This is a genomic window from Pseudomonas sp. URMO17WK12:I6 (assembly GCF_003253625.1).
GTDB lineage: Bacteria > Pseudomonadota > Gammaproteobacteria > Pseudomonadales > Pseudomonadaceae > Aquipseudomonas.
The window spans coordinates 157,968-184,939 of the sequence record NZ_QKYZ01000002.1 but is presented as its reverse complement, the minus strand read 5'-3'; the positions used below and the strand labels follow the sequence as shown (position 1 = coordinate 184,939).

General features: G+C 61.0%; 25 protein-coding genes and 3 pseudogenes. 13 read left to right on the top strand and 15 right to left on the bottom strand.

The features are described 5' to 3' along the window. Positions 1-185 precede the first annotated feature (185 nt). Positions 186-1,121 (bottom strand): helix-turn-helix domain-containing protein, encoded by a 936-nt coding sequence (locus F475_RS04525; protein ID WP_018929040.1) that lies wholly within the window; start codon positions 1,119-1,121, stop codon positions 186-188. A 352-nt stretch (positions 1,122-1,473) separates the two neighbouring features. On the opposite strand from F475_RS04525, the gene F475_RS04520 reads away from it, so the two are divergent. The 8 genes from F475_RS04520 (at position 1,474) to F475_RS04485 (ending at position 8,306) form a co-directional block, all read left to right on the top strand. Further along, on the top strand, positions 1,474-1,653 hold the full coding sequence (locus tag F475_RS04520; RefSeq protein WP_018929039.1) for a hypothetical protein: 180 nt from the start codon (positions 1,474-1,476) through the stop codon (positions 1,651-1,653). 20 nt (positions 1,654-1,673) lie between these two features. After that, a complete protein-coding gene (locus tag F475_RS04515; protein WP_111453247.1) occupies positions 1,674-2,732 on the top strand; it encodes a phenylacetaldoxime dehydratase family protein in 1,059 nt (352 codons plus the stop codon). An 88-nt stretch (positions 2,733-2,820) separates the two neighbouring features. Beyond that, the gene (locus F475_RS04510; protein WP_111453246.1) at positions 2,821-3,687 is read left to right on the top strand and encodes a transporter; all 867 of its coding nucleotides are present in this window, start codon (positions 2,821-2,823) and stop codon (positions 3,685-3,687) included. A 153-nt stretch (positions 3,688-3,840) separates the two neighbouring features. Continuing rightward, positions 3,841-5,355, top strand: a complete 1,515-nt coding sequence (locus tag F475_RS04505) for an amidase (RefSeq protein WP_111453245.1) — start codon at positions 3,841-3,843, stop codon at positions 5,353-5,355. A 77-nt stretch (positions 5,356-5,432) separates the two neighbouring features. After that, positions 5,433-6,026: a nitrile hydratase subunit alpha gene (gene nthA / locus F475_RS04500; protein WP_111453244.1), complete on the top strand. Its 594-nt coding sequence runs from the start codon at positions 5,433-5,435 to the stop codon at positions 6,024-6,026. A gap of 41 nt (positions 6,027-6,067) precedes the next feature. Continuing rightward, positions 6,068-6,730, top strand: coding sequence for a nitrile hydratase subunit beta (gene nthB, locus F475_RS04495; protein ID WP_111453243.1), 663 nt, complete (start codon positions 6,068-6,070; stop codon positions 6,728-6,730). Next, positions 6,727-7,995 (top strand): GTP-binding protein, encoded by a 1,269-nt coding sequence (locus F475_RS04490; RefSeq protein WP_111453242.1) that lies wholly within the window; start codon positions 6,727-6,729, stop codon positions 7,993-7,995. The genes nthB and F475_RS04490 overlap by 4 nt, the downstream gene beginning before the upstream one ends. A gap of 41 nt (positions 7,996-8,036) precedes the next feature. Beyond that, on the top strand, positions 8,037-8,306 hold the full coding sequence (locus tag F475_RS04485) for a hypothetical protein (protein WP_018929032.1): 270 nt from the start codon (positions 8,037-8,039) through the stop codon (positions 8,304-8,306). A 112-nt stretch (positions 8,307-8,418) separates the two neighbouring features. Here the strand turns inward: F475_RS04485 and F475_RS04480 are convergent, their stop codons facing one another. Further along, positions 8,419-9,270, bottom strand: a complete 852-nt coding sequence (locus tag F475_RS04480) for an amidohydrolase family protein (RefSeq protein WP_111453241.1) — start codon at positions 9,268-9,270, stop codon at positions 8,419-8,421. Beyond that, positions 9,267-10,406: an FMNH2-dependent alkanesulfonate monooxygenase gene (gene ssuD / locus F475_RS04475; RefSeq protein ID WP_018929030.1), complete on the bottom strand. Its 1,140-nt coding sequence runs from the start codon at positions 10,404-10,406 to the stop codon at positions 9,267-9,269. The genes F475_RS04480 and ssuD overlap by 4 nt, the downstream gene beginning before the upstream one ends. Positions 10,407-11,042: 636 nt before the next feature. On the opposite strand from ssuD, the pseudogene msuE (F475_RS04470) reads away from it, so the two are divergent. From msuE (F475_RS04470) to F475_RS04460, 3 genes and pseudogenes are all read left to right on the top strand, one after another. After that, positions 11,043-11,605, top strand: a pseudogene (gene msuE / locus F475_RS04470) (FMN reductase). Positions 11,606-11,615: 10 nt separating this feature from the next. Next, positions 11,616-12,803, top strand: coding sequence for an acyl-CoA dehydrogenase family protein (locus tag F475_RS04465; RefSeq protein WP_018929028.1), 1,188 nt, complete (start codon positions 11,616-11,618; stop codon positions 12,801-12,803). A gap of 8 nt (positions 12,804-12,811) precedes the next feature. Further along, positions 12,812-13,915, top strand: a complete 1,104-nt coding sequence (locus tag F475_RS04460; protein ID WP_111453240.1) for a sigma-54-dependent Fis family transcriptional regulator — start codon at positions 12,812-12,814, stop codon at positions 13,913-13,915. Between the two features lie 10 nt (positions 13,916-13,925). On the opposite strand, the gene F475_RS04455 is transcribed toward F475_RS04460, so the two are convergent. The 8 genes from F475_RS04455 to msuE (F475_RS04420) all read right to left on the bottom strand — a co-directional run bounded on the left by F475_RS04455 (position 13,926) and on the right by msuE (F475_RS04420) (position 21,974). After that, a complete protein-coding gene (locus F475_RS04455; protein ID WP_018929026.1) occupies positions 13,926-14,696 on the bottom strand; it encodes an ABC transporter ATP-binding protein in 771 nt (256 codons plus the stop codon). Between the two features lie 148 nt (positions 14,697-14,844). Then, positions 14,845-16,170 (bottom strand): ABC transporter substrate-binding protein, encoded by a 1,326-nt coding sequence (locus F475_RS04450; RefSeq protein WP_018929025.1) that lies wholly within the window; start codon positions 16,168-16,170, stop codon positions 14,845-14,847. Positions 16,171-16,250: 80 nt separating this feature from the next. Next, positions 16,251-17,318: a branched-chain amino acid ABC transporter permease gene (locus F475_RS04445; RefSeq protein WP_064617655.1), complete on the bottom strand. Its 1,068-nt coding sequence runs from the start codon at positions 17,316-17,318 to the stop codon at positions 16,251-16,253. An 11-nt stretch (positions 17,319-17,329) separates the two neighbouring features. Further along, positions 17,330-18,211, bottom strand: coding sequence for a branched-chain amino acid ABC transporter permease (locus F475_RS04440; protein ID WP_111453239.1), 882 nt, complete (start codon positions 18,209-18,211; stop codon positions 17,330-17,332). Between the two features lie 76 nt (positions 18,212-18,287). Further along, positions 18,288-19,079, bottom strand: coding sequence for an ABC transporter ATP-binding protein (locus tag F475_RS04435; RefSeq protein WP_111453238.1), 792 nt, complete (start codon positions 19,077-19,079; stop codon positions 18,288-18,290). Positions 19,080-19,093: 14 nt separating this feature from the next. Beyond that, positions 19,094-20,248: an AMP-binding protein gene (locus F475_RS04430; RefSeq protein WP_111453237.1), complete on the bottom strand. Its 1,155-nt coding sequence runs from the start codon at positions 20,246-20,248 to the stop codon at positions 19,094-19,096. A 15-nt stretch (positions 20,249-20,263) separates the two neighbouring features. Continuing rightward, the gene (gene sfnG, locus F475_RS04425) at positions 20,264-21,364 is read right to left on the bottom strand and encodes a dimethylsulfone monooxygenase SfnG (RefSeq protein WP_018929020.1); all 1,101 of its coding nucleotides are present in this window, start codon (positions 21,362-21,364) and stop codon (positions 20,264-20,266) included. A gap of 46 nt (positions 21,365-21,410) precedes the next feature. Further along, on the bottom strand, positions 21,411-21,974 hold the full coding sequence (msuE, locus tag F475_RS04420) for an FMN reductase (protein WP_018929019.1): 564 nt from the start codon (positions 21,972-21,974) through the stop codon (positions 21,411-21,413). A 392-nt stretch (positions 21,975-22,366) separates the two neighbouring features. Here msuE (F475_RS04420) and F475_RS04415 point away from each other — a divergent pair, with 392 nt between their 5' ends. Continuing rightward, positions 22,367-23,605, top strand: coding sequence for an acyl-CoA dehydrogenase family protein (locus F475_RS04415; RefSeq protein ID WP_018929018.1), 1,239 nt, complete (start codon positions 22,367-22,369; stop codon positions 23,603-23,605). Between the two features lie 103 nt (positions 23,606-23,708). Here the strand turns inward: F475_RS04415 and F475_RS04410 are convergent, their stop codons facing one another. Together F475_RS04410 and F475_RS04405 are read right to left on the bottom strand one after the other, a co-directional pair. Further along, positions 23,709-23,942, bottom strand: a complete 234-nt coding sequence (locus F475_RS04410) for an NIL domain-containing protein (RefSeq protein ID WP_225609182.1) — start codon at positions 23,940-23,942, stop codon at positions 23,709-23,711. A 104-nt stretch (positions 23,943-24,046) separates the two neighbouring features. Beyond that, complete coding sequence (locus F475_RS04405) at positions 24,047-26,173, bottom strand: TonB-dependent siderophore receptor (RefSeq protein WP_111453236.1); 2,127 nt, start codon at positions 26,171-26,173, stop codon at positions 24,047-24,049. Between the two features lie 215 nt (positions 26,174-26,388). Here F475_RS04405 and F475_RS30585 point away from each other — a divergent pair. Beyond that, positions 26,389-26,617 (top strand): annotated as a pseudogene (locus tag F475_RS30585) (integrase); the annotation flags it as partial. Here F475_RS30585 and F475_RS04395 read toward each other — a convergent pair. Next, a complete protein-coding gene (locus tag F475_RS04395) occupies positions 26,601-26,819 on the bottom strand; it encodes an RHS repeat domain-containing protein (RefSeq protein ID WP_371924249.1) in 219 nt (72 codons plus the stop codon). The pseudogene F475_RS30585 and the gene F475_RS04395 overlap by 17 nt on opposite strands. Positions 26,820-26,822: 3 nt before the next feature. Next, positions 26,823-26,906 (bottom strand): annotated as a pseudogene (locus F475_RS30940) (terminase small subunit); the annotation flags it as partial. Positions 26,907-26,972 lie beyond the last annotated feature (66 nt).

Here is a 26,972-nt window from a genome sequence, read left to right as displayed (position 1 = left end):
ATTGCACAAATTGAGATGAACGCCCGATCCGTAATATCAGGTAAACGGCTTCGTTAACTGTCCACTATGTCTCCGAACATGTGTCCACCATGTCCCCCGGTCCAAACAGAACGCCCCGCAGGAAACACCCTGCGCTTTCACAGAAGAGCGTTCAAGCGCAAGGGCACTGTCCTTCGGGGCATCACTCAATTTCGATGCAACAGGGTATTGGGCGCAACGCCAAATGCTTTGCGAAACGCATGGCTGAAATGGGAGAAGTCAGAAAACCCGAAGTCCAGCGCCGCCTGGGACACACTGCGCACCTGACCGCGCTCGATCGCTTCACGGCTGGCATTCAGGCGCTCTTTCCAGATTTCTGCCACGGGGGTCTTCTGGTAACGGGCGAAGGCTCGGGTGACGGTGCGGGTGGACACATTGTGGGCCTGCGCGATGACTTCAATCGACAGGTCCGGCTCGGTCAAGTGCCGTTGAATGTACTTCATGATGCGGCCGTAGAGATCCAGCTCATCGTGACTGATCTTCAAGTCCTGGAGTTCCAGGCTGATGACAAGGAGGTCGAGCAAAGCGCTGGAGTAACGGTTCGAGATGGCCTCATCCTGCAACGATGCCGGCGCACTCGCGGCCTGACGCAACATTTCACGCAATGGAATGACTCCCGGACGCCGCTCGTCGAGAACCATCGCGGTGTAATCGGCGATACGTGGCAGACGTTCGACGAGCAAGGCTCGCGGAATGCGCACCAGGTGGTTTTCAGTGCCACCGAAGCTGAATCGAAACGCCTGAGTTGCGTCATAAAGAAACAAATTGCCCGCCGCCAGGTTGGCTTTTCTGCCGCCTTGTTCAATCTGGCCGTGGCCATTTCGAGAGAACCCCAACCATAAATCTTCGGAAGGACCACTGCGCAGATGCTGCTCGGAGCGTTCCCAGTAATGCAGGGGTGCAGACAGCGAACAAATGTCCAGATCACCCACGGTATTGACTGCAAGCGAGCCATCAAAACTGCTCTGGGACAAAGGTTTGCTATCGGCCGCCAGGCAATGGCGGCAGACCACTTCCTTCCAATAATCAAAGCGGCGCGGGGCCGCGACAGCGAGGGTCGAATATTGAGTGCTTGGGTTCATGCCACGGACCTCAGTACAACCTTGCAGTAAGAGCGCGAGAAGTTCTAACGGCTTTATCGCAGCAATTAACAGGCCAAGCGCATTCATGCCGATCCTGAAGGGCTCTGCGAAGTGACTGCCATCGAGGTTTTCGCCCGGCCAACGTGACGCGAGAACACCTCAAAATCCCCACTTAGAGGCAGAGTGCCTGACGTATTCGGCGTGGGTGCACCAATGCCGATCATGGCCGCGCCGCGTGTGTCGGCGTTGTCTTTTACAACCAAACGGTTGTCCTGACGAACAAAGCGGCCTATCGCCGTCCAGCCTAATTTTCACCTCACAGCAGCTCATCCCCCTGCTGATGAGGCCTCCCATGGACCGACAATATTCAAAACAATTGCCTGACTCATCCTGGCTTCTGCACATGCGCGATCTCGTGCCTGAGGAGTCGGCTTACTGGTTGATTGAATGGGGAGCCATGAAGCTGCTGCATCGACGGCAGGTCGCCAAGCGCACCCCGCCGCCGAAGCGTGAATCCAAACCGCTTGCCTGAAAAAAAACGAGGAGCTCAAGATGGAATCTGCAATCGACAAACATCTCAAATGCCCACGCACCCTGTCCCGCCGCGTGCCCGATGAGTATCAGCCGCCGTTTCCGATGTGGGTGGCACGCGCTGACGAGCAACTGCAACAAGTAGTGATGGGGTACTTCGGCGTGCAGTATCAAGGCGAAGCACAGCGCGAGGCCGCGTTGCAGGCGATGCGTCATATCGTCGGCAGTTTCAGCCTGGCCAATGGCCCGCAGAACCACGACTTGACCCACCACACCGACAACAGCGGCTTCGACAATCTGATTGTCGTCGGGTATTGGAAAGACCCGGCGGCCCACTGTCGCTGGTTGCGTTCACCGGAGGTGAATGACTGGTGGGCTTCGTCGGATCGGCTGAGTGATGGCCTTGGCTATTTCCGTGAAATCAGCGCCCCGCGCGCCGAGCAGTTTGAGACCCTGTACGCCTTCCAGGACAACCTGCCCGGCGTCGGCGCGGTAATGGATACGACCAGTAGTGAAATCGAAGAACACGGCTACTGGGGCTCGATGCGCGACCGCTTCCCGATCTCCCAGACAGACTGGATGATGCCCACCAGCGAGCTGCAAGTGGTCGCGGGTGATCCCGCCAAGGGTGGCCGGGTGGTGATCATGGGGCATGACAACCTCGCCTTGATTCGCTCAGGCCAGGACTGGGCGGACGCCGAGGCTGAAGAACGTTCACTGTACCTCGACGAGATCCTGCCGACCCTGCAGGACGGCATGGACTTCCTGCGTGACAACGGCCAACCCCTGGGCTGCTACAGCAACCGCTTCGTGCGCAATATCGACCTGGACGGCAACTTCCTCGACGTGAGCTACAACATCGGTCACTGGCGCTCGATCGAGAAGCTCGAACGCTGGGCGGAATCCCACCCCACCCATCTGCGAATTTTCGTGACCTTCTTCCGTGTCGCGGCGGGCCTGAAGAAATTGCGGCTGTACCACGAAGTGTCGGTGTCGGACGCCAAGAGCCAGGTGTTCGAGTACATCAACTGTCACCCGCAGACCGGAATGCTGCGCGACGCGCAATCGCCTGCATCCTGAATCTGGTCGGCGTCTAACCCCCCCCCCAATTTCTGCCGTTTTGCCGCCCTGCCCGGGTGGCACGGCCTTGCCGTGCAAGGAATAAAAGATGAATAAGATCCTTCTGCTGACACTCTCCACGCTGTTGCCCGTACTCCACGCGAACGCTGGCGAGGTGGCCCCTGGCGATTACGAGCAATACCCGGTCGGCGCTACCATCGGCGCGATTTACTACCAGCACTCCACCACAGACTCGGCCTACGCCAATGGCCATAAGGCCAGCTCGGACTTCAAGTTGAGCTCGGACGTCGGCATCCTGCGTCTGCTCCATGTGTACGCGCTGAGTGAAACGGTCACCATCGACCCGCAATTCCTCCTGCCCTTCGGGCACGTTTCCACTGGGGGCGATGCCTCGACACTCGGCAGTACCCGGGGCGTCGGCGACTTGATCCTCACCGCGCCGGTCAAGTGGCGGCTCAACGAAGCCCGCGACACCCTCAGTATCGCCCCCTATGTGTATGTCCCTTCCGGTACCTACGACAAGAACGACGCGCTCAACCTCGGTGAGAACCGCTGGAAATTCGAGCTGCAGAGCGCCTACGTCAAGCACTTCACGGAGAAGTGGGCAATGGACCTGGTCGGCGGTGCCACTTGGTATGGCGATAACACCGATTACGGCGCCAATGGCGACCGCCTCAAGCAGGACGTGTCCTACGCTGCCCAGGTGATGGGCCGTTACATGCCAGACGCCACCACGGCATTCGGCGTCGGCTTCGGGCGTACCTGGGGCGGTGAAACCAGCGTCGCGCGTGTCAACCAGGACGACGAAATGGGCACCACCAACTTCCGCCTGACAGCCACCAAATTCGTCACCCCCCAGGACCAGCTCCAGCTGCAGCTGGGCAAGGACCTTTCAGTGGATAACGGCGCCAAAGAGGACTTCCGCATGAACCTGCGTTACGCGCACGTGTTCTAGCCAACTGTCCAGCAGACAGCCGCCGGACACCCTTCCTGCGCCTGGCGCAAGGATGTCCGGCTCAACCAAGTCGGTGTCTTTTTCAACCAAGCCACCGCGCAGAGGCACGGATTATCTTGAACCCCAGGCCACCACGATAAGGACAGCCCCACCATGGCAATCGTTCGTCCCACCCTTGAACACTTACTGGACATCGCGAACGGCCTGCACATGCAGCTCAGCCGTGAACAAGCCAGTGAATACCTGGCCCTGATGCAGTCGAGCTTCGACGCCTACGACCTGATCGACGAGCTGCCCGATTGCGTGCCGCCCGTCCGTTACGAGCGCAGTTCCGGCTACCGCCCTTCGGCGGCCCACAACCCCTTGAACGCCTGGTATTACCGCACCGAAGTCAACGGCGCACCACAAGGCAAACTGGCGGGCAAAACCGTCGCGCTCAAGGACAATATCGCCCTGGCCGGCGTCCCCATGATGAACGGTGCCGCGCCACTCGAAGGTTTCGTCCCGTCGTTCGATGCCACCGTGGTCACGCGCTTACTGGATGCGGGGGCGACCATTCTCGGCAAGGCCACGTGCGAGCACTACTGCCTGTCCGGTGGCAGTCACACCTCTGACCCCGCACCGGTACACAACCCCTATCGTCAGGGTTTCGCCTCCGGTGGTTCCTCCTCCGGCAGCGCGGCACTGGTGGCCGCCGGCGAAGTGGATCTCGCGGTCGGCGGCGATCAGGGCGGCTCCATTCGGATTCCTTCGGCATTCTGCGGTACTTACGGGATGAAGCCGACCCACGGCCTGGTGCCCTACACCGGGATCATGGCGATCGAAGCGACCATCGACCATGCCGGGCCCATCACGGCCAACGTGCGCGACAACGCGTTGATGCTGGAAGTCATGGCCGGCGCCGACGGCCTCGACCCACGCCAGGCCGCGCCCCGGGTCGACACCTACAGCAATTACTTGGACCGTGGCGTGCAAGGGCTCAGGATCGGCATCCTGCAGGAAGGTTTCCAGCTGGCCAACCAGGACCCGCGCGTAGCTGCATCGGTGCGTAACGCCATCGCCCAGTTTGAGCGGCTCGGCGCGCATGTCGAGGAAGTCTCCGTGCCGGAGCACAAGATCGCCGGCTCGCTGTGGCTCCCCATCGGCTGTGAAGGCCTGACAATGCAGATGATGCACGGCAATGGCGCCGGTTTTAACTGGAAAGGCCTGTACGACCTCACGTTGCTGGACAAGCAAGCCGGGTGGCGCGAGCAGGCGGATCAGCTGTCCGCGTCTCTCAAGCTGTGCATGTTTGTCGGTGAATACGGCATCAAGCACTACAACGGCCGTTTCTACGCCAAGGCGCAGAATCTCACACGCATGGCCCGGGCCGGTTACGACGCAGCGCTGGCGCGCTACGACCTGCTGGTGATGCCGACCGTGCCGATCATCGCCCAGCCTCATCCGGAACCCGGTTGCTCGATCACGGAATACGTGGCCCGGGCGCTGGAAATGATCGGCAACGCCTCAGCCCAGGACATCACCGGCCATCCGGCCATGTCGATTCCCTGCGGGCTGGTGGACGGCCTGCCGGTCGGGCTCATGCTGGTGGGCAAGCACTATGCCGAAGGCACGATTTACCAGGCGGCCGCAGCGTTCGAAGCGTCCGTTGACTGGAAAAACAATTAACCGGTCGGTCCCCGCGCAGCGCACAAAAACAAACACCCCAGGCGCTGCTTAAACGCTCAACGATGAGGAGTTAACTGATGAACACCGATGAAAAAACCACCTCGACCCCAGGCGAGCGAGCCCGCGCCCTATTCCAGGTGCTCAAGCAAAAGGAGCTGATTCCCGACGGCTATATCGAACAGCTGACCCAACTCATGGCCCACGACTGGAGCCCGGAGAATGGCGCTCGAGTGGTGGCCAAGGCCTGGGTCGACCCGCAGTTTCGTGAACTGCTGCTCAAGGACGGTACCGCTGCCTGCGCGCAATTCGGCTATACCGGCCCACAAGGTGAATACATCGTCGCCCTGGAAGACACCCCCACGCTGAAAAACGTGATCGTCTGCAGCCTGTGCTCCTGCACCAACTGGCCCGTCCTCGGCCTGCCGCCGGAGTGGTACAAGGGCTTCGAATTCCGTGCCCGCCTGGTCCGCGAAGGGCGCACCGTTCTGCGGGAACTGGGCACCGAGCTGCCAGAGGGAGCCACCATCAAAGTGTGGGACACCAGTGCCGAAAGCCGCTATCTGGTGCTGCCGGTACGACCCGAGGGCAGTGAGGGTATGGATGAAGAGGCCCTTCGGGCCCTGATCACCAAGGACGTCCTGATCGGCGTGGCGCTGCCGCAGGTAGCGTAGCCAGGGCGCTGGGTTTCTTTCACTTTTCAGAGGTATTCACAATGGATGGCTTTCACGATCTCGGCGGTTTTCAAGGCTTTGGCAAAGTCCAGCACACCATCAATAGCCTGAGCTACAAACAGGTGTTCAAGCAGGACTGGGAACACCTGGCCTACAGCTTGATGTTCATCGGCGTCGATCACCTGAAAAAATTCAGCGTCGACGAAGTGCGCCACGCCGTCGAACGCCTGGATGTTCGCCAACATGTCGGCACGCAATACTACGAGCGCTACATCATCGCCACCGCGACCCTGCTGGTAGAAACAGGCGTGATTACCCAGGCAGAACTTGATGAGGCCCTAGGCTCTCACTTCAAGCTGGCGAACCCCGCCCACGCGGGCGGTCGCCAGGCGATCACCGGTCGGCCCCCCTTCGAGGTGGGCGATCGGGTGGTCGTTCGCGACGAATATGTGGCCGGGCATATCCGCATGCCGGCCTACGTACGCGGCAAGGAAGGCGTGATCCTGCACCGCACGTCAGAACAGTGGCCCTTCCCGGATGCCATCGGCCATGGCGATGTGAGCGCGGCGCATCAGCCGACCTACCACGTCGAATTTCGTGTGAAAGACCTTTGGGGCGACGCGGCGGACGATGGTTTCGTGGTGGTCGATCTTTTTGAAAGCTACCTCGACAAGGCGCCCAGCGCAAAAGCGGTGAACGCATGATTGACGGCGCCCAGGCGGGCCGACTGCCGGTGACGGTCCTTTCGGGCTTCCTCGGCGCCGGCAAAACCACCCTGCTGAACCATATCCTGCGCAATCGCGAAGGCCTGAGAGTCGCGGTCATCGTCAACGATATGAGCGAAGTCAACATCGATGCCGAAGCGGTGCAGCGCGACGTGTCGCTGCACCGTGGTCGCGATGAGTTAATCGAGATGAGCAACGGCTGTATTTGCTGCACACTGCGCGCCGATTTGCTGGAGCAGATCAGTGATCTGGCACGTCAGCAGCGTTTCGACTACCTGCTCATTGAATCCACCGGGATCTCCGAGCCGATGCCGGTGGCGGAGACGTTCGCCTTCCTTGACACCGAAGGCTTCAGCCTCAGCGAACTGGCACGCCTGGACACCTTGGTGACGGTGGTCGATGGCAGCCAGTTTCAGGCGCTGCTCGAGTCGCCGGATACCGTGGCCCGTGCGGATGCCATGGAAGACGCGCCGGAGCGCCATCTGGCCGACCTTCTGATCGAGCAGGTGGAGTACGCCAACGTTATTCTCGTCAACAAACTGGACCTGATCGATGACGCCGGTTACCAGGCACTGCACGCCATTTTCGCCGGCCTGAACCCCGGCGCGCAGATCCTGCCGATGACCCACGGTCAAGTCGCGCTGTCGAGCATCCTCGGCACCCATCTGTTTGATTTACCCAGCCTTGCCGCGTCGCCGGGCTGGATGAGGAAAATGGAGGCGACCGACGCGCCAGCCTCCGAAGCGGACACCTACGGTGTGACATCCTGGGTCTACCGTGAGCGGACACCCTTTCACCCACAGCGCTTGCTCGACTTTCTCCAGCGCCCCTGGCGCAACGGACGGCTGTTGCGCAGCAAAGGCTATTTCTGGCTCGCCAGCCGGCACCTGGAAACCGGCATGCTGGTGCAGAGCGGCGGGCAGTTCCAGTGGGACTATGTCGGCCACTGGTGGAACTTTATCGATCCGTCGCAATGGCCACGGGATGAATACCGGCTCCAGAGCATCATGGCCAAGTGGGACAACGTGGTCGGTGATTGTCGCCAGGAATTGGTGTTCATCGGCCAGGGCCTCGACACCGAGGTTTTACAGCGCGAGCTTGACCACTGCCTGCTCAGTACCCGGGAAATCGCCGCCGGCCCACTGGCCTGGCAAGCCCTGCCGGGGGCGACAGTGTTTGATTCGCAGTCGTTGTCGGTACGTCCCCCGCAGCCCCTGGCGACTGACATCACTTCACTCAGGTAGAGGTGCTCCATGTTTTTTTCAGCCGGACAACCCACTGGGTATTGGCTCCGCTCGCCGACAGACTGGACCAGCCTGACCAGGCGAGCACGCCGTTGTCGTCGAACAACCCGTTGTTGCGACGCATCCTGACCAGCGTCGAGCAATTGCTGCAAGAGCGTCGGATGCAGAAAGACGAGGTGCGCGCACTGAGCCTTGAAGTCGCCGAACTGAACGAGCGCCTGGCCTGCCGCGACAGGCTGTTGCGCCAATGGGAGGCTCGCCAACAGCTTATTGCTCAAGGCGCCTTGTCCTGGATCTTTCCATCGGTTTGACACAGCCAATTGCCGTCGGCGTCAACGCGCTGCTGGGCGACCCGCGCCATTACCTCGCCGACTTCTATAGCCCGATTGGGCGTCCGTCGAAACGGCAGGCGTCGATTCAAGGCTACCTCCTCAACCCTAACAACCGCGCCGCATTCCCATAAAGCAACTTATCCAGCACCTGATCCTTGAACCCCAGCGCCTGAAAATCCTCGATCGACTGGCGGATCGGCCGGAACGGGTAGGACGAGCCAAACAACAGTTGGTCGCCCAGAAAGCCATTGGCTGCTGCGACAAAGGCCTCGCTGCCCGGCAGGAACAGGTACATGTCTGGCACGGCGAAGATGTTTTCATAGCGAAAAGCTACGCCCAGCAGTTGCGCCACGTTCGGCCAGTAGCCGTGGTAACAGACTATTTTCAGTTCGGGAAACGCTCGTGCCACCGCTGCCAGGCGGCCAGGGTCGTTGAAGGCCGGATCCGGCGTGGTCGGTCCGCTCATCAGGAACAGCGCAATGCCACGGCGCGACAAGTGTTCGTAGAGGGGAAAGTACAGCGGGTCATCCGGATGCCGTGCCGGCACGGCGAAACCCGGCTCCAGGCCGATACCGACCAGACCGAGTTGATCAATCACCCGGTCGATTTCGGCAATAGCGCCATCGATACCCTGAAGCGTCGGGTCAACCCCGGCGATACCCAGCAGCTCCTGATGGGGATGGGTGATTTCGTGGATGAAATCATTCGGCAGGTGTTGCCCAGGGGTGTGTCGCCCCACCACCACCGCCTGGCTCAAACCGGCTTCTCGGACTTCGGCAATAAAGCCCTCTGGCGTCAGCGAGCGGGCAAAATGCTCGTCGCTGCCGCGAGCTCCGACGCGGCGATTCAGCCAGCGCGCGGTGGCGTAGCCCGCCGAGCCCGGGTTGGCGCCAAAGAAATCGTGCAGATAGGCCGGCCGGCAGCGCATGTCGATCACTTTCATACCGCGGTTTCCTCTTGTTTGGTCTTGGCTCGCACATCGAAGGCTCCGCCCGTGAGCACCTCATTGACGGTCACCGCCTGTTTACCGGGCAACGACGGGAACACCAGTTCGGCGAAGCGGTAGGCCTCTTCCAGGTGCGGATAACCTGAGAGCACGAAGCTGTCGACGCCGAGGTCGACGTATTCCTGCAGCCGGGCGGCGACGGTCTGCGGGTCACCGACCAAGGCAGTACCGGCACCGCCGCGCACCAGGCCGACACCGGCCCACAGGTTGGGACTGACTTCCAGCTGATCGCGACAGCCACCGTGCAGCGCAGCCATGCGGCGCTGGCCTTCGGAGTCCATGGTCGCGTAGTTGGCCTGGGCCTGGGCGATGGTCTCGTCGTCCAGGTACTGAATCAGTTCGTTGGCAGCGGCCCAGGCTTGCTCGTTGGTTTCACGCACGATCACGTGCAGACGTACGCCAAAACGCACTGTGCGGCCGTGCTTCGCGGCGCGGGCACGTACATCGCCGATCTTCTCGGCCACCGCGGCCGGTGGCTCGCCCCAGGTCAGGTAGGTGTCCACGTGTTTGGCGGCCAGCTCGTGGGCAGCCGGCGAAGAGCCACCGAAGTACAGCGGCGGATAGGGCTTCTGCACCGGCGGGAAGAAATTCTGCGCCCGCTTCACATGGATGTGCTTGCCCTCGAAGTCGACCGTTTCACCCTGCAATACCCGACGCCAGACGGTGAGGAACTCATCGGCGGCCTCATAGCGCTCATCGTGCTTGAGGTACACGCCCTCGGCGGCCAACTCGGCCGCATCGCCACCGGGGACCACGTTGAGCAGCAGGCGCCCACCCAGGGCCTGGTCGAGGCTGGCAGCCTGGCGTGCCGTTACGGTCGGGCTGCTGATTGACGTGCGCAAGGCCACCAACAATTTAATCCGGCTGGTCACTGGTACCAGGCTGGCGGCGGTGACCCAGGGATCAAGACAACTGCTGCCGGTGGGAATCAACAGGCCGTCGTAGCCAAGGCTTTCCGCAGCCACAGCAATCTGCCGCATGTACTGGTTGGTGGCCGGGCGGCCGGACTCGGACTTACCCAGGTAGCGGGTGTCACCGGAGGTGGGGAGAAACCAGAAAATATCCAAATTCATGGTACGGGCCTCAGGGAGTGATACAGGGCTGGATCACAAGGCGCACGGCACATCGGCCGGCAGATATAGGAAGCGAGCACTCTGTGGCGCCCTGATCAGCACTGTTGCTGGAGAGTCAGGTGCTTGAGCAAGAGCCATACCAGAAGCCCTGAAACCCTGCGTTGCGGGCCTGCAGGCAGCGTGCACAACCACCTGAGCGGCGACGGTGGAAGGTGAATGCCATGCGCTTTGGTCCACCCACTGTTGCCCACCCAACAGTGATGTTGAACCGCTATTGTCTGAGCAACACTTGGCCGATCCGAGAGGCATTACCCACTGATTTCGGCCGGCTAAAGCCAGCCAAAAGCTGCTCCCCTGGCACTGACAGCCCGACAAAGCCTTAAGCTAATAACCAAAAAGTATTTATTAGATGTTTTTTAGATCACTTACATTCAATTCATGGATGCCACAGTGTTGCCCGACAAACAGCAGCGCCATTGCTGCTCACGCAACAGTCGCTCAACAGTTAGCTGCCCAGACAACAGCAGTCGAGACCAAGCAACAGACTAACTTATTGTTTTTCATAGCTATTTTAACCATGGAACAACTCTTGCTCTGATGGCTGCACATCCCGCAACTCGAACAGGAACAGACCCCATGAGCACTCCACTTAAAGTCGTCGCCGTTTCCGGTGGAACCTATCGTCCGTCGCGCACCCTGGTACTGGTCCAAGCCATCGTTGCTGAGCTGACCAGCACCTGCCAATCGAAAGCCGCATCATCGAGCTAGGTGACATTGTCCGCCCGCTGGGCAGCGCCATATCCCGTCGGGAGCTGCCGGAAACTGTTGAGTACGAGTTGAATGCGATTGAGTCGGCGGACCTGTTGGTGGTGGCCGCACCGGTCTACCGTGGTGCCTACCCGGGCCAGTTCAAGCACCTGTTCGACCTGATTGGCCAGGACGCATTGATCGATACCCCGGTGTTGCTGGCCGCCACCGGTGGCAGCGACCGGCATGCGCTGGTAATCGATCACCAGTTGCGCCCGCTGTTCAGCTTCTTCCAGTCGGTGACCCTACCCCTGGGCGTGTATGCCTCGGAGGCCGATTTCACGAATTACCAGATCAGCAGCGAAGCGCTGAAGACACGCATCCGCCTGGCAGTCGAACGGGCCGCACCGCTGTTCACCGCCAATGCCGCCGACCTGCGGAAAACAGCCTGAGGAACAGCCTGTGACCGCTATCCATACATCCAAACTTGAAACCCCGCTGCAGATCGCTCGGACGCTCGCCGCCGAGTTTTCCCGAACCGCCGCAGAACGCGACCATCTGGGCGGCACGCCGAAAGCCGAGCGCGACGAGTTGCGCCGTAGCGGTCTGCTGGCGATGAAAATTGACCAGCAATACGGTGGCCTTGGCGCCAGCTGGAGCGACACCCTGGAAGTGGTGCGCGAATTCGCCAGGATCGACAGCTCGATCGCCCACGTGTTCGGCTTCCAGCACTTGATGCTGGCCACGGTGCGGCTGTTTTCCCGGCCCGAACAGTGGCAGCCCTGGTTCGAACAGACCGCGCGCAACAACTGGTTCTGGGGTAATGCCCTTAACCCGCTGGACACCCGCACCCTGTCGAAAAAGTTTGCCGGCTATCGCGAGTTTTCCGGGCGCAAGAGTTTCTGCTCCGGCTCCGCCGATTCGGAAATGCTGATTGCCTCGGCGCTGGATGAATCCACCAGCGGCAAGCTGTTGATCGCCGCCATTCCCAGCCACCGCACCGGCATCACCTTGCACGGCGACTGGGACAACATCGGCCAACGGCAGACCGACAGCGGCAGCGCCACCTTCGAACGGGTGCGCGTGGAAGAGAATGAGCTGCTGCTCGATCCCGGCCCGCTGAGCACGCCCTTTGCCTGCCTGCGCCCGCTGATCGCCCAACTGACCTTCGTCAATATCTTCCTCGGCATTGCCGAGGGCGCGTTCGAAGAGGCCCGCGATTACACCCTCAAGGAAACGCGCCCCTGGTTCAAGGCCAACGTCAGCCAGGCCAATCAGGACCCCTATGTCCTGCGCCATTACGGCGAATTCTGGGTCGGGCTGGAAAGCGTGCGCCTGCTCACTGAACGAGCCAACGCCCTGCTCGACCAAGCCTGGAGCAAGGAGCACCAACTCGCCGCCGAGGAACGTGGCCAACTGGCCCTGGCCATTGCCACCGCCAAGGTCGCCGCCACCCGCACCGGCCTGGACCTGACCAGCAGCCTGTTTGAAGTGACCGGCGCCCGCGCCACCCATGCCGCGCTGCGCCTTGATCGTCACTGGCGCAACCTGCGCACCCAGACCCTGCACGACCCCGTGGACTACAAGCTCCATGAACTGGGTGACTGGGCGCTCAACACGGCGCTGCCCACTCCGTCCTTTTACTCATAGGCCCGACCATGCAACTACTCACGCTGCCGCCCTCACCAGCCTTGGCCACCTCGATACGCGCCACCGCGCAAGTCTTCGAAGACCCGAAATCACAGGCGCTGCTGGCGCACCTGCAACAGGTTGCGCCCAGTGATGCCAGCGTGTTGATCATCGGCGAAACCGGGACCGGCAAGGAGCTGGTGGCCCGTCACCTGCACAACCTCAGCGCTCGTCGCAACAAACCGTTTATCGCGGTCAACTGCGGCGCGTTTTCCGAAAGTTTGGTAGAGGCCGAACTGTTCGGCCACGAAAAAGGCGCCTTCACCGGCGCCCTGAGCGCCAAAGCCGGCTGGTTCGAGGAAGCCAACGGCGGCACGCTGTTCCTCGACGAAATCGGCGACTTGCCGATGCCAATCCAGGTCAAGTTGCTGCGGGTGCTGCAGGAGCGTGAAGTGGTTCGCCTGGGTTCACGCAAAAGCATCCCAATCGATGTACGGGTGCTGGCTGCGACCAACGTGCAGCTGGAAAAAGCCATCAACGCCGGGCACTTTCGCGAAGACCTCTATTACCGGCTAAACGTGGTCAGCCTGGAACTCAGCCCGCTGCGCGAGCGACCGGGCGACATCCTGCCGCTGATCCGCCACTTCATCGCCGAGTACAGTCGTCGGCTGGGCTATGGCGAAGTGGTGCTGGATACCGAAGCCGAACAGAAGCTGGTGAATTACTCATGGCCGGGCAATATTCGCGAGCTGGAAAACGTCATTCACCACACCTTACTGATCTGCCGTAACAATCTGATCCGCGTCCAGGACTTGCACCTGTCCAACCTGCGTATCGAACGCCTGGACGCCAGCAATACCGTCCAGGACGACAGTGCCGACGCCCTGTTGCAGCAAGCCTTCAAGAAGCTGTTCGAGGAAGAAAGCGGCGCCCTCCACGAGCGGGTCGAGGAAGCGCTGTTGCGCGCGGCCTATCGCTTCTGCCACTACAACCAGGTGCACACCGCCAGCTTGCTGGGGCTGAGTCGCAACATCACCCGCGCGATGCTGATCAAGGTCGGTGAACTGGTGGTGAACAAACGCCGCCCGGTACAGGACTCCCAGACGGTCAAAGTGGTCAACCTGTCGATCTGACTGGTGGCGGTCAAGCAGCAGCTCCTTTACCCGCTGTCCCGCCCCCCAGGTAGAAGTCCTGAATATCACTGCGCGCGGCCAACTGCCCGGTCGTGCCTTCGCTGACAACCCGGCCGCTTTCCAGCACGTAGCCGTACTGGGCGTAACGCAGGGCCAGGTTGATGTTCTGCTCGGCAATCAGGAAGCTCACGCCGTCGCGCTGATTGAGCTGCTGGATGATCTCGAAGATCTCCTCGACGATCTGCGGTGCCAGGCCCATCGAAGGTTCGTCCAGCAATACCAGCTGCGGCCGGGCCATCAGCGCCCGCCCGAGCGCAACCATCTGCTGTTCACCGCCGGAGGTGTAGCCGGCCAGGCTTTTGCGCCGCAGCTTGAGGCGCGGAAACTGGCTGTAGATACGCTCAAGATCGGCCTTCAGTTGCCCGCGGGACACCTGACGCGCAAAGGCACCCGTCAGCAAGTTTTCTTCCACTGTCAGTTGGGCAAAGCAATGCCGGCCTTCCAGTACCTGCACCAGGCCGCTGGCCACCAGGCTATGGGGCGTGCTACGGGTGACATCCTCGCCTCGATAGAGGATCCGCCCCTGCACTACCTCGCCCCGCTCGGCGCGCACCAGATTGGAGGCGGCCTTCAAGGTGGTGCTCTTGCCGGCACCGTTGGCCCCCAGCAACACCACGATCTGCCCTTGCGGCACCGCCAGCGATACCCCGCACACCGCGAGGATGGCCTGTTCGTACAGGACTTCAATCGCGTCGATCCGCAAGATCGGTACTTGGTTCATACGCCTATCCCCATGCTGTTCAATTAATAAAAGCTTGAAACAAGTGACTTGTGGCGAGTGACTTGCTCCCTCGCCACGGGATGTGTATTGAGCAGACATTGCCTTAACGGAAAAGCATTGGGGACGCCTCCCCGACCCGATTCACATCTCAGCTGTCCTGGCTGCAATCGCGCGGTGTGATGCCTTTTTCCTTGGCGTACTGGTGCGACGAGGCTTCGATGATCGGCCTGAGCAAGGCACGGTCGGCCTGCACCCAGTCACTGATCAGTTTCCACTGGCTGCCATCCCACTGCTGGAAGCGCACGGCACCACCCCCTTCATGGTCCGAGCACGACAGCTGCAATGGTTGCACCAAGCCCAGTGCACCCAGCTCCTTGAGGCGGGCATCGTCCAGTTTGAGGTGCTCGAAGCCCCAGCGCACCTGCTCGCCGGTGAGCGGTTGCTTGCCGAATTTCTCCTGGGCAATGCGCACCGCTTCGACATTGAGAATGCCGTTCACCACACCGAGGTTGTAATACACGGTGCCGAAGCGTTTCGGATCGGCCAGGTCACCATTACCCCTGGCCACCACCTGCTGCTGGATGCCTTGCAGGACCGGGAAATCGGTGCCCGTGGGGTGCGTGGTGATCGCGATAAAGCCTTTGGCGGCGGCACCGGCCGGTGCGGCATCGTCCTCGGAGTTACTCCAGATGTTGCCGATGATGTGATCCGCCGGGAAGCCGACTTTCTGCGCGGTTTTCAACGCCACCGGGTTCATCACGCCCCAGCCTCGCAGAATCACCCAGTCGGGTTTTTCCCGGCGAATGTTGAGCCATTGCGACTGCTGTTCGTTACCCGGATGGGGCACTTCCAGCAGGGTCAGCTTGAACCCGTACTTGTCGGCCAGGGTCTGCAACACCTCATTGGTTTCCTTGCCGTAGGGCGAGCCATGATACAGGGTGACTATCTTCTTGCCCTTGAGCTGGTCCAGCCCCCCGGCCTGCTGGCCGATGTAGTTGATGATCGCCGAGACTTCGGAATACGGGTTCAGCTGCAACGGGAAGACATAGGGGAAAACGCTGCCGTCAGTGGAGTCGGTGCGGCCGTGGTTGATGGTGATCAGCGGCAGTTTGTCCGCGGTCGAGCGCTCCAGGGTGGCATAGGCGATTCCCACCGACAGCGGGTTAGTGGCGGCAGCCGGCGCACCATTGAGGCCTTTTTTCAGACGCTCGTAGCACTCCACGCCCTTCTCGACCACGTATTCGGTTTCGCACTCGCTCCAGGTCAGCTTGACGCCGTTGACCCCGCCATTGGCATTGACGTACTTGAGGTAGTCGATAAAACCACCAAAAAACCCGGTACCACCGGCGGCATAAGGACCGACCCGATAGCTCTGCAGCGGGAAGTACTGTTCGTTATCCGCCTGCGCAGTCAATGTGGCAACGCTCAGGCTGACGGCCAGGGCGAGGCTACTGAGTAGAGATCGTTTCAACATCGGTATTTTCCTTATCAATGATTCAATCGCACGTTTGCCGCAGGAGGATCGAAGCGCAGTCCATGCCTGCGCCGGTTTGCTCAGTAGCGCAGGGGCCACAACCGAGCGCGCTCGCGGAACTTCTGCCAGAGGCGCGCCAGGCCCTCCGGCTCCTTGACCAGGAACACAATGATCAGGGCGCCAAATGCCATCTTCTGCAGGTTTTCTATCTGCCCGGCATCGATCAGCCCGGCCGGCAACAAGGCCACCAGGTTCGACAGCAGCACCGGAAACAGCACAATGAACGCCGCGCCCAGGAAGTTGCCGAGGATGCTGCCCAGGCCACCGATAATGATGATGAACAGGATCTGGAAGGACCGATTCAGATCGAAACCGTGGGGCTCCACGGTGCCCAGGTAAGTGAAGGCCCACAGCGCTCCGGCCACCCCGAGAAAGAAGCCGCTGATGGCAAACGCCAGCAGCTTGGTCTTGAGCAACGCAATGCCCATCACTGCAGCGGCCGTGTCCATGTCACGCACGGCCATCCAGTTGCGTCCCAGTTCACTGCGCACCAGGTTCTTGCCCAGCCAGAACAACGCCACCACCACCCCCAACGTCAGCAGATAACGGCCCACCGGTGAGTTCAAATCCACCCCGAGTATCTCCAGGCGCGGTGCACTGATCACCCCCGAGGCGCTGTTATTGGAGAACCAGCTGAAGCGGGTCAGCGCCCAGGTCACAAAGAACTGTGCCGCCAGGGTCGACACCAGCAGATAGAAGCCCTTGATCCGCAGGCTCGGCAGGCCGAACAGCACCGCCACCAGCGCTGCCACTCCCCCGCCCAGGGCCATGCTGAGCAATAACGGCGAGCCCGGCACCCGCAGTTCAACGTTGTAAGTGGCAAAGGCGCCCACAGCCATGAAGGCCGCCGAGCCCAGCGACAACTGCCCGGCATAGCCGGTCAGCAGGTTCAGCCCCAGCCCGGCCAGTGATAGCACCAGAAACGGAATCAAAATGGCGCTGAACCAATAGTCGTTACCCAGATACGGCACACCTACAAAGGCCAACAGCAGCAAGGCAACCAAGCCGTAACGGTCCTGCCGCAGGCGAAACACCCGGCGGTCCTGGGCATAGCGAGTACTGAACTGACCAGCTTCCTGATAAAACATCACGCCTCTCCTTAAACCCGCTCGATCGCGCGGTCACCAAATAGCCCGGCCGGCCGCACCAGCAGGAACAGCAACGCCAGCACATAGGGAAACCAGTTCTCGATACCGCCGCCGATGACGGGGCCCAGGTACACCTCGGCCAGCTTCTCCGAGGCGCCGACGATCAAGCCGCCGACAATCGCCCCACTGATCGAGGTAAAACCGCCGATGATCAGCACCGGCAATGCCTTGAGTACCACCAGCGACAGCGAAAACTGCACCCCCAGCCGCGCGCCCCAGAGCAGGCCGGCCACCAGACCGACAAACCCGGCCACCGTCCACACCAGCACCCACACCCGTTGCAGGCGGATGCCCATGGCCAACGCCGCCAGCGGGTCATCGGCCACGGCACGCAACGACAAACCGATACGGGTCTTGTTGAACAGCAGCGACAGCGCCAACACCAGCAGCGCAGCGGTCACGGCGGCAAAAATGTCGAACTGCGACAACAGCATGCCGCCCAGTTCCAGTGGCTCGTCACTGATGCCCAGTTCCAGGCCATGCACCTGGGCGCCCCACAGCGCCTGGGCGCCCCCTTCGATCACGTAGGACAAGCCGAGGGTGGCCATGAACAAGGTGATTGGCGAGCGGTTGACCAGCGGACGCAATACCACCCGCTCCACCGCCAACGCCAGCAGCACCATCGCCGCCAGGCTAATGACAAACGCCAGCCAGAACGGCACCCCGCGCTCCAAGAGGCTGACAAAGGTCAGCGCCGAAAACAGCACCATCGCCCCCTGGGCGAAGTTGAAGACGCCGGAGGCCTTGTAGATCAGGACAAAACCGATGGCCACCAGGGCGTACATCACCCCGGCCAGCAGCCCACCGATCAACACCTCTAAGAAAAATTCCATGAGCCTTCCTGTTTTGCGGGCAAAGGGTTCCTGGCCACCAGGCGGCTGGCGGCTGGCGGCGCTATCGACCCAGGGGTTAGTGGCGCGTGCCGAGGTAGGCGGCGATCACCTCGGGGTTTTGTCGCACTTCTTCGGGTGGGCCGTCGCCGATCTTGCGGCCGTAGTCGAGCACCACCACGTGATCGCAAATGCCCATGACCACGCCGATGTCGTGCTCGATCAACACCACCGTAGTGCCCAACTCACGGTTGATGTCGACGATGAAGCGGCTCATCTGCTGCTTCTCTTCGGCGTTCATCCCGGCCATCGGTTCGTCCAGCAACAGCAAACGCGGTTCGGCGGCCAGGGCACGGGCGAGTTCCACCCGTTTCTGCAAGCCATAGGGCAGCTTGCCGACAAGGGTGTCGCGCCAGGGCTGGATGTGCAGAAAGTCGATCATCCGCTCGGCGGCCTCACGTTGGCGGTCGTCCTCGCCAGCGGCGCGGCCGATGCGCAGAGCCTGCTCGATCCAGCTGCTGCGACGCTTGAGGGTGCGTCCGGTGAGCACGTTGTCGAGCACACTCATGCCTTTGAACAAGGCGATGTTCTGAAAGGTGCGGGCAATGCCGCGCACCGCCGCATCATGCGGGCTCATGCGCCGGCGCCCTTCTCCGGCAAAGCGGATGCGCCCCTGCTGGGCCTGGTACACGCCGTTGATCACATTCAGCAGTGAGCTTTTACCCGCGCCATTGGGGCCGATCAAGGCGCAAATCTCGCCGGCGGCCACGGCAAAGCTGATGTCGGTCACCGCCTTGACGCCCTTGAACGACAAGCCAATATTTTCCAACACCAGCAGATGTTCAACCTTTGTCGCCTGTGTCTGTGCCATGAGTCATGTCCTTGTCAGGCCGGTTGCGTGCTGTCTTCGATCCAGCCGTTGACCAACGGGGCTGGCCAGCGCGCGGGCCGGTGCCACTGTGCCGGGTCAGGCCAGGTGCGTACTTCAATCGCCAAGGCCTGGAAAAACGCCTGGGTGTGTGGCGCCAGCGCCTCGCCCACCACCAACGGCGCGCGGGTGCGGGAAAAGCCGAGGATGTCGCGCAACGGCCGGCGGATCAGCCAGTACCCCAGATGCCGTTGCAGCGCACCGGGGTGCGCCACCAGCGCCCAGTCCACCAGACGCCGACGCCAGCTGCCTGGCTCCGGCAAGCGGGCCAGGACCTGGGCATGCAGGCGCTCGTAGGTTTTCCGGGTGCCGGCCACCAGCGTCGGGCCCAACTCGCGACGGTCCTGGTCGCGAGTCGCCAGGTTCTCCGGAAAATTCAGTCGAAAGCCGGCAATCAACCAAGGCGCCAGCAAGTAACGCGCTTGACTACCCGCGGCAAACGCTCGCGCCGCCAGGGCTTCTTCCTGCCGCCCCAGCTGCTCGCTGTGCACCAGGCGCCGGCCTTCCTTTAGCAACTCGGCGTGGCTAATGCGCTGCTGCTCGATGCGCTGCCCCACACCCAAACGGTAGAAGGTAAAAGCTGTGCGCTCGGCTCGGGCCTGGGGTTCCAGCCGGTGATCGCTGCCCAGCAGCAGTTGTGCGAACGCCAGGGTGTCACCGGTCTGACTCACCTCAGCCATGCCGCGGCCGTCGGCGTAAATCAGCAGCCTGGGCGCCAGTCCGGCGGCGCGCAGGCGCTGAATCTCCTCATGGCCTTCGGCGAACACCCATTCACTGTGCAGCTCACGCAACAGCGGCACCTGTGCAGCCGCTGCCTCCAGCGGATCCAACAGCGCGGCCACCCCGCCCAACCACTGTGCCGCCAGTACAGCGATCAACGCCTCCGGCCGCGGGCGGCTGACAATCACCAAGCTCGCGCCAGGCACAAAACCACGCACCTGCAAGGCCATTGCCAGGTGTTCAACCTCAGCGGCCAGTTGGCGCCAGGTTCGCACCTGCCACACCCCCAGGCGCTTATGTCGCAGGGCAATGCCCGTCCCTTGCTGACGTGCCTGCTGTTGCAGCCACTGCGGCAAGGTGTCGGATTGCGTGTTATCAGTGAATGTCGCCATGACCTTTCCCGTCCTTTAGGCGAGCGCCGCAGCCTTGGCCGCGACCGCCTCGCGCTCCAGCTCACGCACCAACGGCAACACCTTGCGGCCGAAGTACTCCACTTCTTCATGAAAGTGCAGGAAGCCAGTGAGCACCAGGTCCACGCCCACCGCCTTGAGGGCGACGATGCGTTCGGCAATCTGCTGCGGCGTACCGATCAGGTTGGTCTTGAAGCCATCGTTGTACTGCACCAGGTCTTCGAAGGTGGACTTGGCCCAGTTGCCTTCGCCTTCAGGGCTGGAGGCGCCGGCGTTCTTCGCCTCGCTGCCGAAACCATTGACGGCCTCCGGATCGGCCTTGGCGATAATTTCCTGCAATACCGCTCGGGCTTCAGCCTCGGTTTTGCGGGCAATGACAAAGGCGTTCACCCCAACTTTCACTGAGTGGCCATTGATCGCGGCCTTGGCCCGAATGTCGTCGACCTGGGCCTTGATGCCTTCGACGCTGTTGCCGTTGGTGAAGTACCAATCGGAAACCCGCGAAGCCATGTCCCGCGCCGCGCGCGAGCTGCCACCCTGGAAGATTTCCGGGTGCGGTTGCTGCAGTGGCTTGGGTTTGAGGGTGTAGTCATGGAAGCGGTAGAAATCGCCATGAAAACTGAAGTTGTCCTGGGTCCAAATGCCCTTGAGCGCCTGGATGAATTCTTCCGAGCGACGATAGCGCTCATCGTGGTCCAGCCACGGCTCGCCAATGGCCCGGAACTCGCCCTTGAACCAACCCGACACGATATTCACCGCGACCCGACCGTTGGTGAATTGGTCGATGGTGGCCAGCTGTTTGGCCGCCAGCACCGGACTCCAGGGCCCAGGCAGGATGGCGGCGATCACCTTGAGCTTCTCGGTGGCGGCCAACAGCGCGTGGCTTATGGTCACCGACTCGTGCTGGTTTTCGGCGCCATAACCGGCGGTAAAGCGGATCTGTGACAAGGCGTATTCGAAGCCGGCCTTTTCGGCGATTTGCGCCAACTTGCGGTTGTAATCGATGTCCCAGCTGGTGCGCTGTTCGATCTTGCTGACCACAAGGCCACCGCTGACGTTGGGAACCCAATAGGCAAACTTGATGTTGTCCTGGCTCATTGTACGTACTCCATTTACTCGTTGAAATGAGGGTTGACCCGGGACGTCAGGCAGCGCTGGCATCCCGGTGAACTTTCGGATTGAGGCTCAGGACCGCCGACTCGACAGCGCGCTCGATGCGTTCGAGCAACTGGGGGCTGGTGATCTGGTAGTCGGTGAAATCGGCTTCGGCGGCATACACACCGATGGGCAAGCTCAGGGCCTGGAAGAAACCAAACAGCGGGCGCAACTGGTGATCGATGATCAGGGCGTGGCGGTCCGAGCCACCGGTGGCGGCCAGCAACACCGGCACGTTGTTCAACGCCTGGTGATGGACGAAATCGAACAGGTGCTTGAACAGTCCGGTGTACGAGGCGCGGTACACCGGGCTGGCAGCAATCAGCAGGTCGGCCGTTTCAATGGCCTGCAGATCGGCCTCTACCGCAGCGGGCAAGTCTTCACGGCACAGCACCCCGGCAAACTGCGGGCCGACCTCGGACAACTCGATCAGGTGCAGCGCGATCGGCAGCTGTTGCGCAAGACCGGCGACCAGAGCCTTGAGCAGCACCAGGGTGCGCGTAGGCCGCTGCACGCTCCCGGATACCGCGACCACTTTCAGTGTGTTGCTCATTGCCCGTCCTCATGGTGGCAGAGGCCACCGCGGCACCTGCACAAGGACTAGAGCAGCAACCGTGCCATCTCTATAATTCAATAAAAATCAATAAGTTATACGGTTTTTCGCAAAACGCCGCAGTGTCGTCCACCGGGCAGGCTGTTGATCAACTGTTGCGCTCACAACAGCTGCCTCACTGCCCATGCCGTGCAGCGCGCCCAGGCCGCTGTTGCCGGGCAGTCAGCGCTTCAGCAAGTTGCCCGGCAGACGACAGCAACCACCCTGGCGAACAGCCCTGCGCGCCCGATTAAACGGCTTTTGCAGTGCCAGGCACGACCTGTGCACTGGCAGTAGTACGCAACAGATCGACTGCACTGTTGCTTCTCTTGCCTTCCATAAGGAGCTGCACCATGACTGTCCAGCAACAGCACCTGCCACACCCCCTCTCCAGCGGTACCGACTACCAGGCCCTGGCCGAGCGCTTCCGGCCGATCTTTGCACGCATCGCCGCCGGCGCACTGGAGCGCGAGCAAACTCGCAGCCTGCCCTTTGAACAAGTGAAGTGGCTGAAGGAAGCCGGCTTTGGCGCCGTGCGCGTGCCGGTGCAGTACGGTGGCGCCGGCGCTTCCCTGCCCCAGTTGTTTGAGTTGCTGATCGAACTGGCCGAAGCCGATTCCAATCTGCCGCAGGCGTTGCGCGGTCACTTTGCCTTTGTCGAAGACCGCCTCAACGCCCATGCCGATGCGCCCCAGGACACCTGGTTCAAGCGTTTTGTCGACGGCGATCTGGTGGGCAACGCCTGGACCGAAGTCGGCAGCATCAAGATCGGCCAGGTTGGCACCCGTGTCTCGCGTCTGGGTGAACAATGGGTGGTCAACGGCACCAAGTACTACAGCACCGGCAGTATCTTCGCCGACTGGATCGACCTCTATGCCCAGCGCGATGACAACGGCGCCGATGTGATTGCCGCCGTTCGCGTGCAGCAACCGGGTATTGTGCAGAGCGACGACTGGGATGGCTTTGGTCAGCGCACCACCGGCAGCGGCACCTCGGTATTCGAGAACGCCGTGGTGGAGCCCGAAAACCTGCTGGACTTCACCACCCGCTTCAAATACCAGACGGCCTTCTATCAACTGGTGCTGTTGGCGGTCCAGACCGGTGCCGGCCGTGCCGCGGTGCGCGACATCACGGAAGAAGTACGCAAGCGCACGCGCATCTTCAGCACCGGCAACGCCAGCCACGTCAGCCAGGATGTCCAGGTGCAGCAAGTGGTGGGCAAGGCTTCAGCGCAGGTCTATGCCGCACACGCCACCACCCTGCGCGCCGCGGCTGCCTTGCAGGTGGCCTACGAAAGCCGCTTCGCCCATAACGACGAAGCCGAACGCGATGCCAACATCGCCGCCGAACTGGAATCCGCCCAGGCCCAAGTGGTGATCGCCGACCTGGTGCTACGCGCCACCAGCGACCTGTTCAACGCCCTCAGCGCCTCGGCCACCAGCACCGGCAAAGCCCTCGATCGTCACTGGCGCAACGCTCGCACCGCGGCCTCGCACAACCCGCTGATCTACAAGGAACGCATCATCGGCGACTGGGAAATCAACGGCACCGAACCGCCCTACGTCTGGCAGATCGGTGGAGGATCGAAGTAAGTCGACATCACGCGGGTGCCAGATACCCCGGCACCTGATCGGCCAGCGACGAAGCACGGGCCAGCAACGCGCCTGGCCCCTGGCTCGTCGCTACGCCCAGGAGTCAACGTCCCTGGGCGCGGCTCTGGATACGCTCGATACCGCCATGCAGCAAGCTGACCTGCCCACCCAGTGCCTGGGCGATGCCCAGCAGATCGGTCGCCACGGCCGGTGACACCTCGTGTTGCGGGTCACCAAAAATCTGCCACACCTCGCCCTGCTCCACGATCCGCCCACGGTCAAGCACCAGGCACGAGCGACCTGAGATAAGCTGACGGCTGACCTGTCTGTAGCTCAAATCTGCAACTGTCGCCTTTGCAGGATCCACAGACTCTACTGCTGACGCACATCGCCTCACTTCCAGCGTTATCGAGCTTGCTCAGCGTGCGCCAGCAGAACGCACTACAACGTGTAGGAAATGCCGACTTGCACAGTTCGTGGCGCACCCGGATAAGCGTAAACATTGCCGAACGCGCCTTCTTCATAATCGCGATCAAACAGGTTTTTCACGTCAAGATTGAGCCGCACCTTGTCATTGATCTTGTAGAAGCCAAGCAAGTCGACAACGGTGTAGCTGCCCATCGAAAACGCAGTGTTGGCGGTTTGTCCGGCGCGCTCGTCGACGTATTTGAATCCGGTGCCCAAGCCCAATCCCTTGAGGGTGCCGTCCTGGAACTCGTACATATTCAGCAGGCTGAAGCTGTTTTTCGGGATGTTCAGCAGCCGCGTGCCAGAGCGCAGTACGTTGTCTTTGGTCACTTCGGCATCGACATAGGCGTAGCCGCCAATCACGCGCCATTCGGGAGTGAGGTTGCCGGCAACGTTGATGTCGAAACCACGGCTTCGCACTTCACCGGCAGCAACGCTGAAGGTGGAATCGACAGGGTCGGTGGTCAGCACGTTACGCTTCTCGATCTGATAGATCGCCGCATCGACACTCAACCGCTGATCCAGTGCTTCCCACTTGATACCCATTTCGTACGACTTGCCCTTCTCCGGCGCAAACCCTCCCCCGAGGCGGCTTGCGCCGGTGTTGGGCTTGAACGAGCGCGCGGTGTCGGCATAAACCGCTAATGTCTCGGTCAAATCGTAGGTCACGCCGATGCGCGGGGTCACGGCGTTGTCACTCGCCTGCCAACTCTTGCCGCCCGGGACATAGGTTTCGTAGTCATGTTCGAAGCGTTCGAAACGCGCCCCTGCCAGCACCTTCAGTTTGTCGGTCAGTGCCAATTGATCCTGCACAAACGCGGCATAAGTTTTGAGGTTTTCCTTGTCGTGGGTCGGCGTACGAGTCAGTGCTGGACGCGACTGGCCGTACACCGGATCGAAGATGTCGATCGGATACGCATCGACAGCACCGCTGGAGCGTTGAATGATCGACTTGTAGTCATAATCTTCGTACTCGATACCGGTGAGCAACGTGTGCTGCAAACCAGCGGTATCGAAATGGCCGGTCAGATTGAGCTGGGTATCCTTGTCGGTCCACTCCAGCTTGCGATAGTTGAAGTTGCGCCCCAAGGTGCGGCCGTCAGCGGCAATACCGTTGGCCTCGACTGCGTTGCCCTTGAGCGAACCATCGAGCCACTGGAAGCCACCACCCAGCGTCCAGTCGTCATTGAGCATGTGCTCGAAACGCAGCTGCGCCATGTTGTTGTCGTTATGCAGTTTGCCAGCGTCTTTTTCGCCGAAAAAACTGTCGCGAGAGGCGGTACCTGCCTGCCTCGGGTAACGTGTAACGCCTCGATCCAGAGGCGCGTTGTTACGCATGAAATCGCCTTCGAAAATCAGCTTGGTCGCGTCGGTTGCCTGCCACGTGAGCACCGGCGTGATACCGTAGCGCTCGGTTTCGACGTGATCGCGGAAGGTGTCGCCGCCCTCGCCCACTACGTTCAGTCGATAGGCCAGGCGCCCTTCTTCGTCGAGCGGGCCGGAAGCATCCAGCGTGCCACGCTTCATGCCCTGATCGTTCAGTTGACTGCCCAAGGTGACGGTGCGCTCGGGCAACGGCTGTTTGGAAATCACGTTGAACGTGCCGCCAGGATCACCCCGACCGTAGAGCATGGTTGCCGGACCGCGTAGCACTTCGAGTCGCTCGATAGTGTTGGCATCCGGCATGTTCGGATAACCGCGGTTGATCGGAAAACCGTTGCGATAAAACTCGCCAGTGGTGAAGCCACGAACGGTAAACGTGGTCAGACCCTGTCCACCAAAATTGTTCGCCCGCCCCACGCCCCCGGCGTAGTCCAGCGCGTCCTGCAAACGGGTGGCTCCCAGATCCTCGACCGCATCTTTCGAGACCACACTGATCGATTGCGGGGTTTCGTGGATCGACGTGTCGGTGCGTGTGGCGCTGGCCGAGCGCGTAGCCAGATACCCCTGCACCGGGCCGTCCGCCCTTTCGTAATTCGCTGTACCGATAACATCGGTTGCGTCCAGCTCAAGCGTTGAGGGTGACACCTCCGTTTGTTCAGCCCATGAGGTAGACGACAATGCTTGCAGCACACAAATGGAAAGCAGGGTTCGACGCATGAAGAGAAAAACCTTTACGAATAGGCCAATGCAGGGAGTGAAACCGCCAAAAACTGCGGCGCATGCTATACAAAATCATTCGTAATTAACACTGATTCCCATTCACGCAGAAAACAATCATCGATAAAGTCATCACTTCATTGAAGCAATGGCCATTGCAGCGTCACTCGCGCCACGGCCGAAATCATCCAGCGCTGCCGACATTGGCGGTGTAGCCGATGACGACGAGCATGGTCAGGAAGTCGTTTGATGATGCCCGCGAGGTTTGCCGGCATTCCCAAGGCTGATTTCCAAATGCGCGTACGGGCGAAGGCCGCGACGGATAAGGAAGAATCGATAGGCAACATTCGTGCTGCACGCGATCAACTTGGGCACACCACCGTAGGCATGACAGAGAAGTACATTCGAATGCGTAAAGGGATGAAAGTCACGCCCACAAAATGACCAGTGGTAGCGAATTGCGGAGCAGAGATAGATTTTTGCGGTGGTACTCGATGCTCTGCCCCGCCGCGTAGGTAAAACAGATCATCAGGCCGCGCTCGTCGTATTCCCAAGCACTGGTTTTGCCGGAGCAGTCGGTATATTTCACGAGTTGGCCAGCGTCGTTGTATTCGAGCTCTTTCTCGTTGCCGTTTGCATCCTTAATAACGATCACCAACCTGCCGTTCGTCTTCAACCAGGTGATGGTGCTCGGCGACCTGCCGATCCGTGCCGCGAAGGCGCTCTTGTACAGGTAGTCGAATACGCTTAGGAGCTCTCCTTTTCAGCGGCTTCTCAATGAATCCTTTCAAGATTTCAG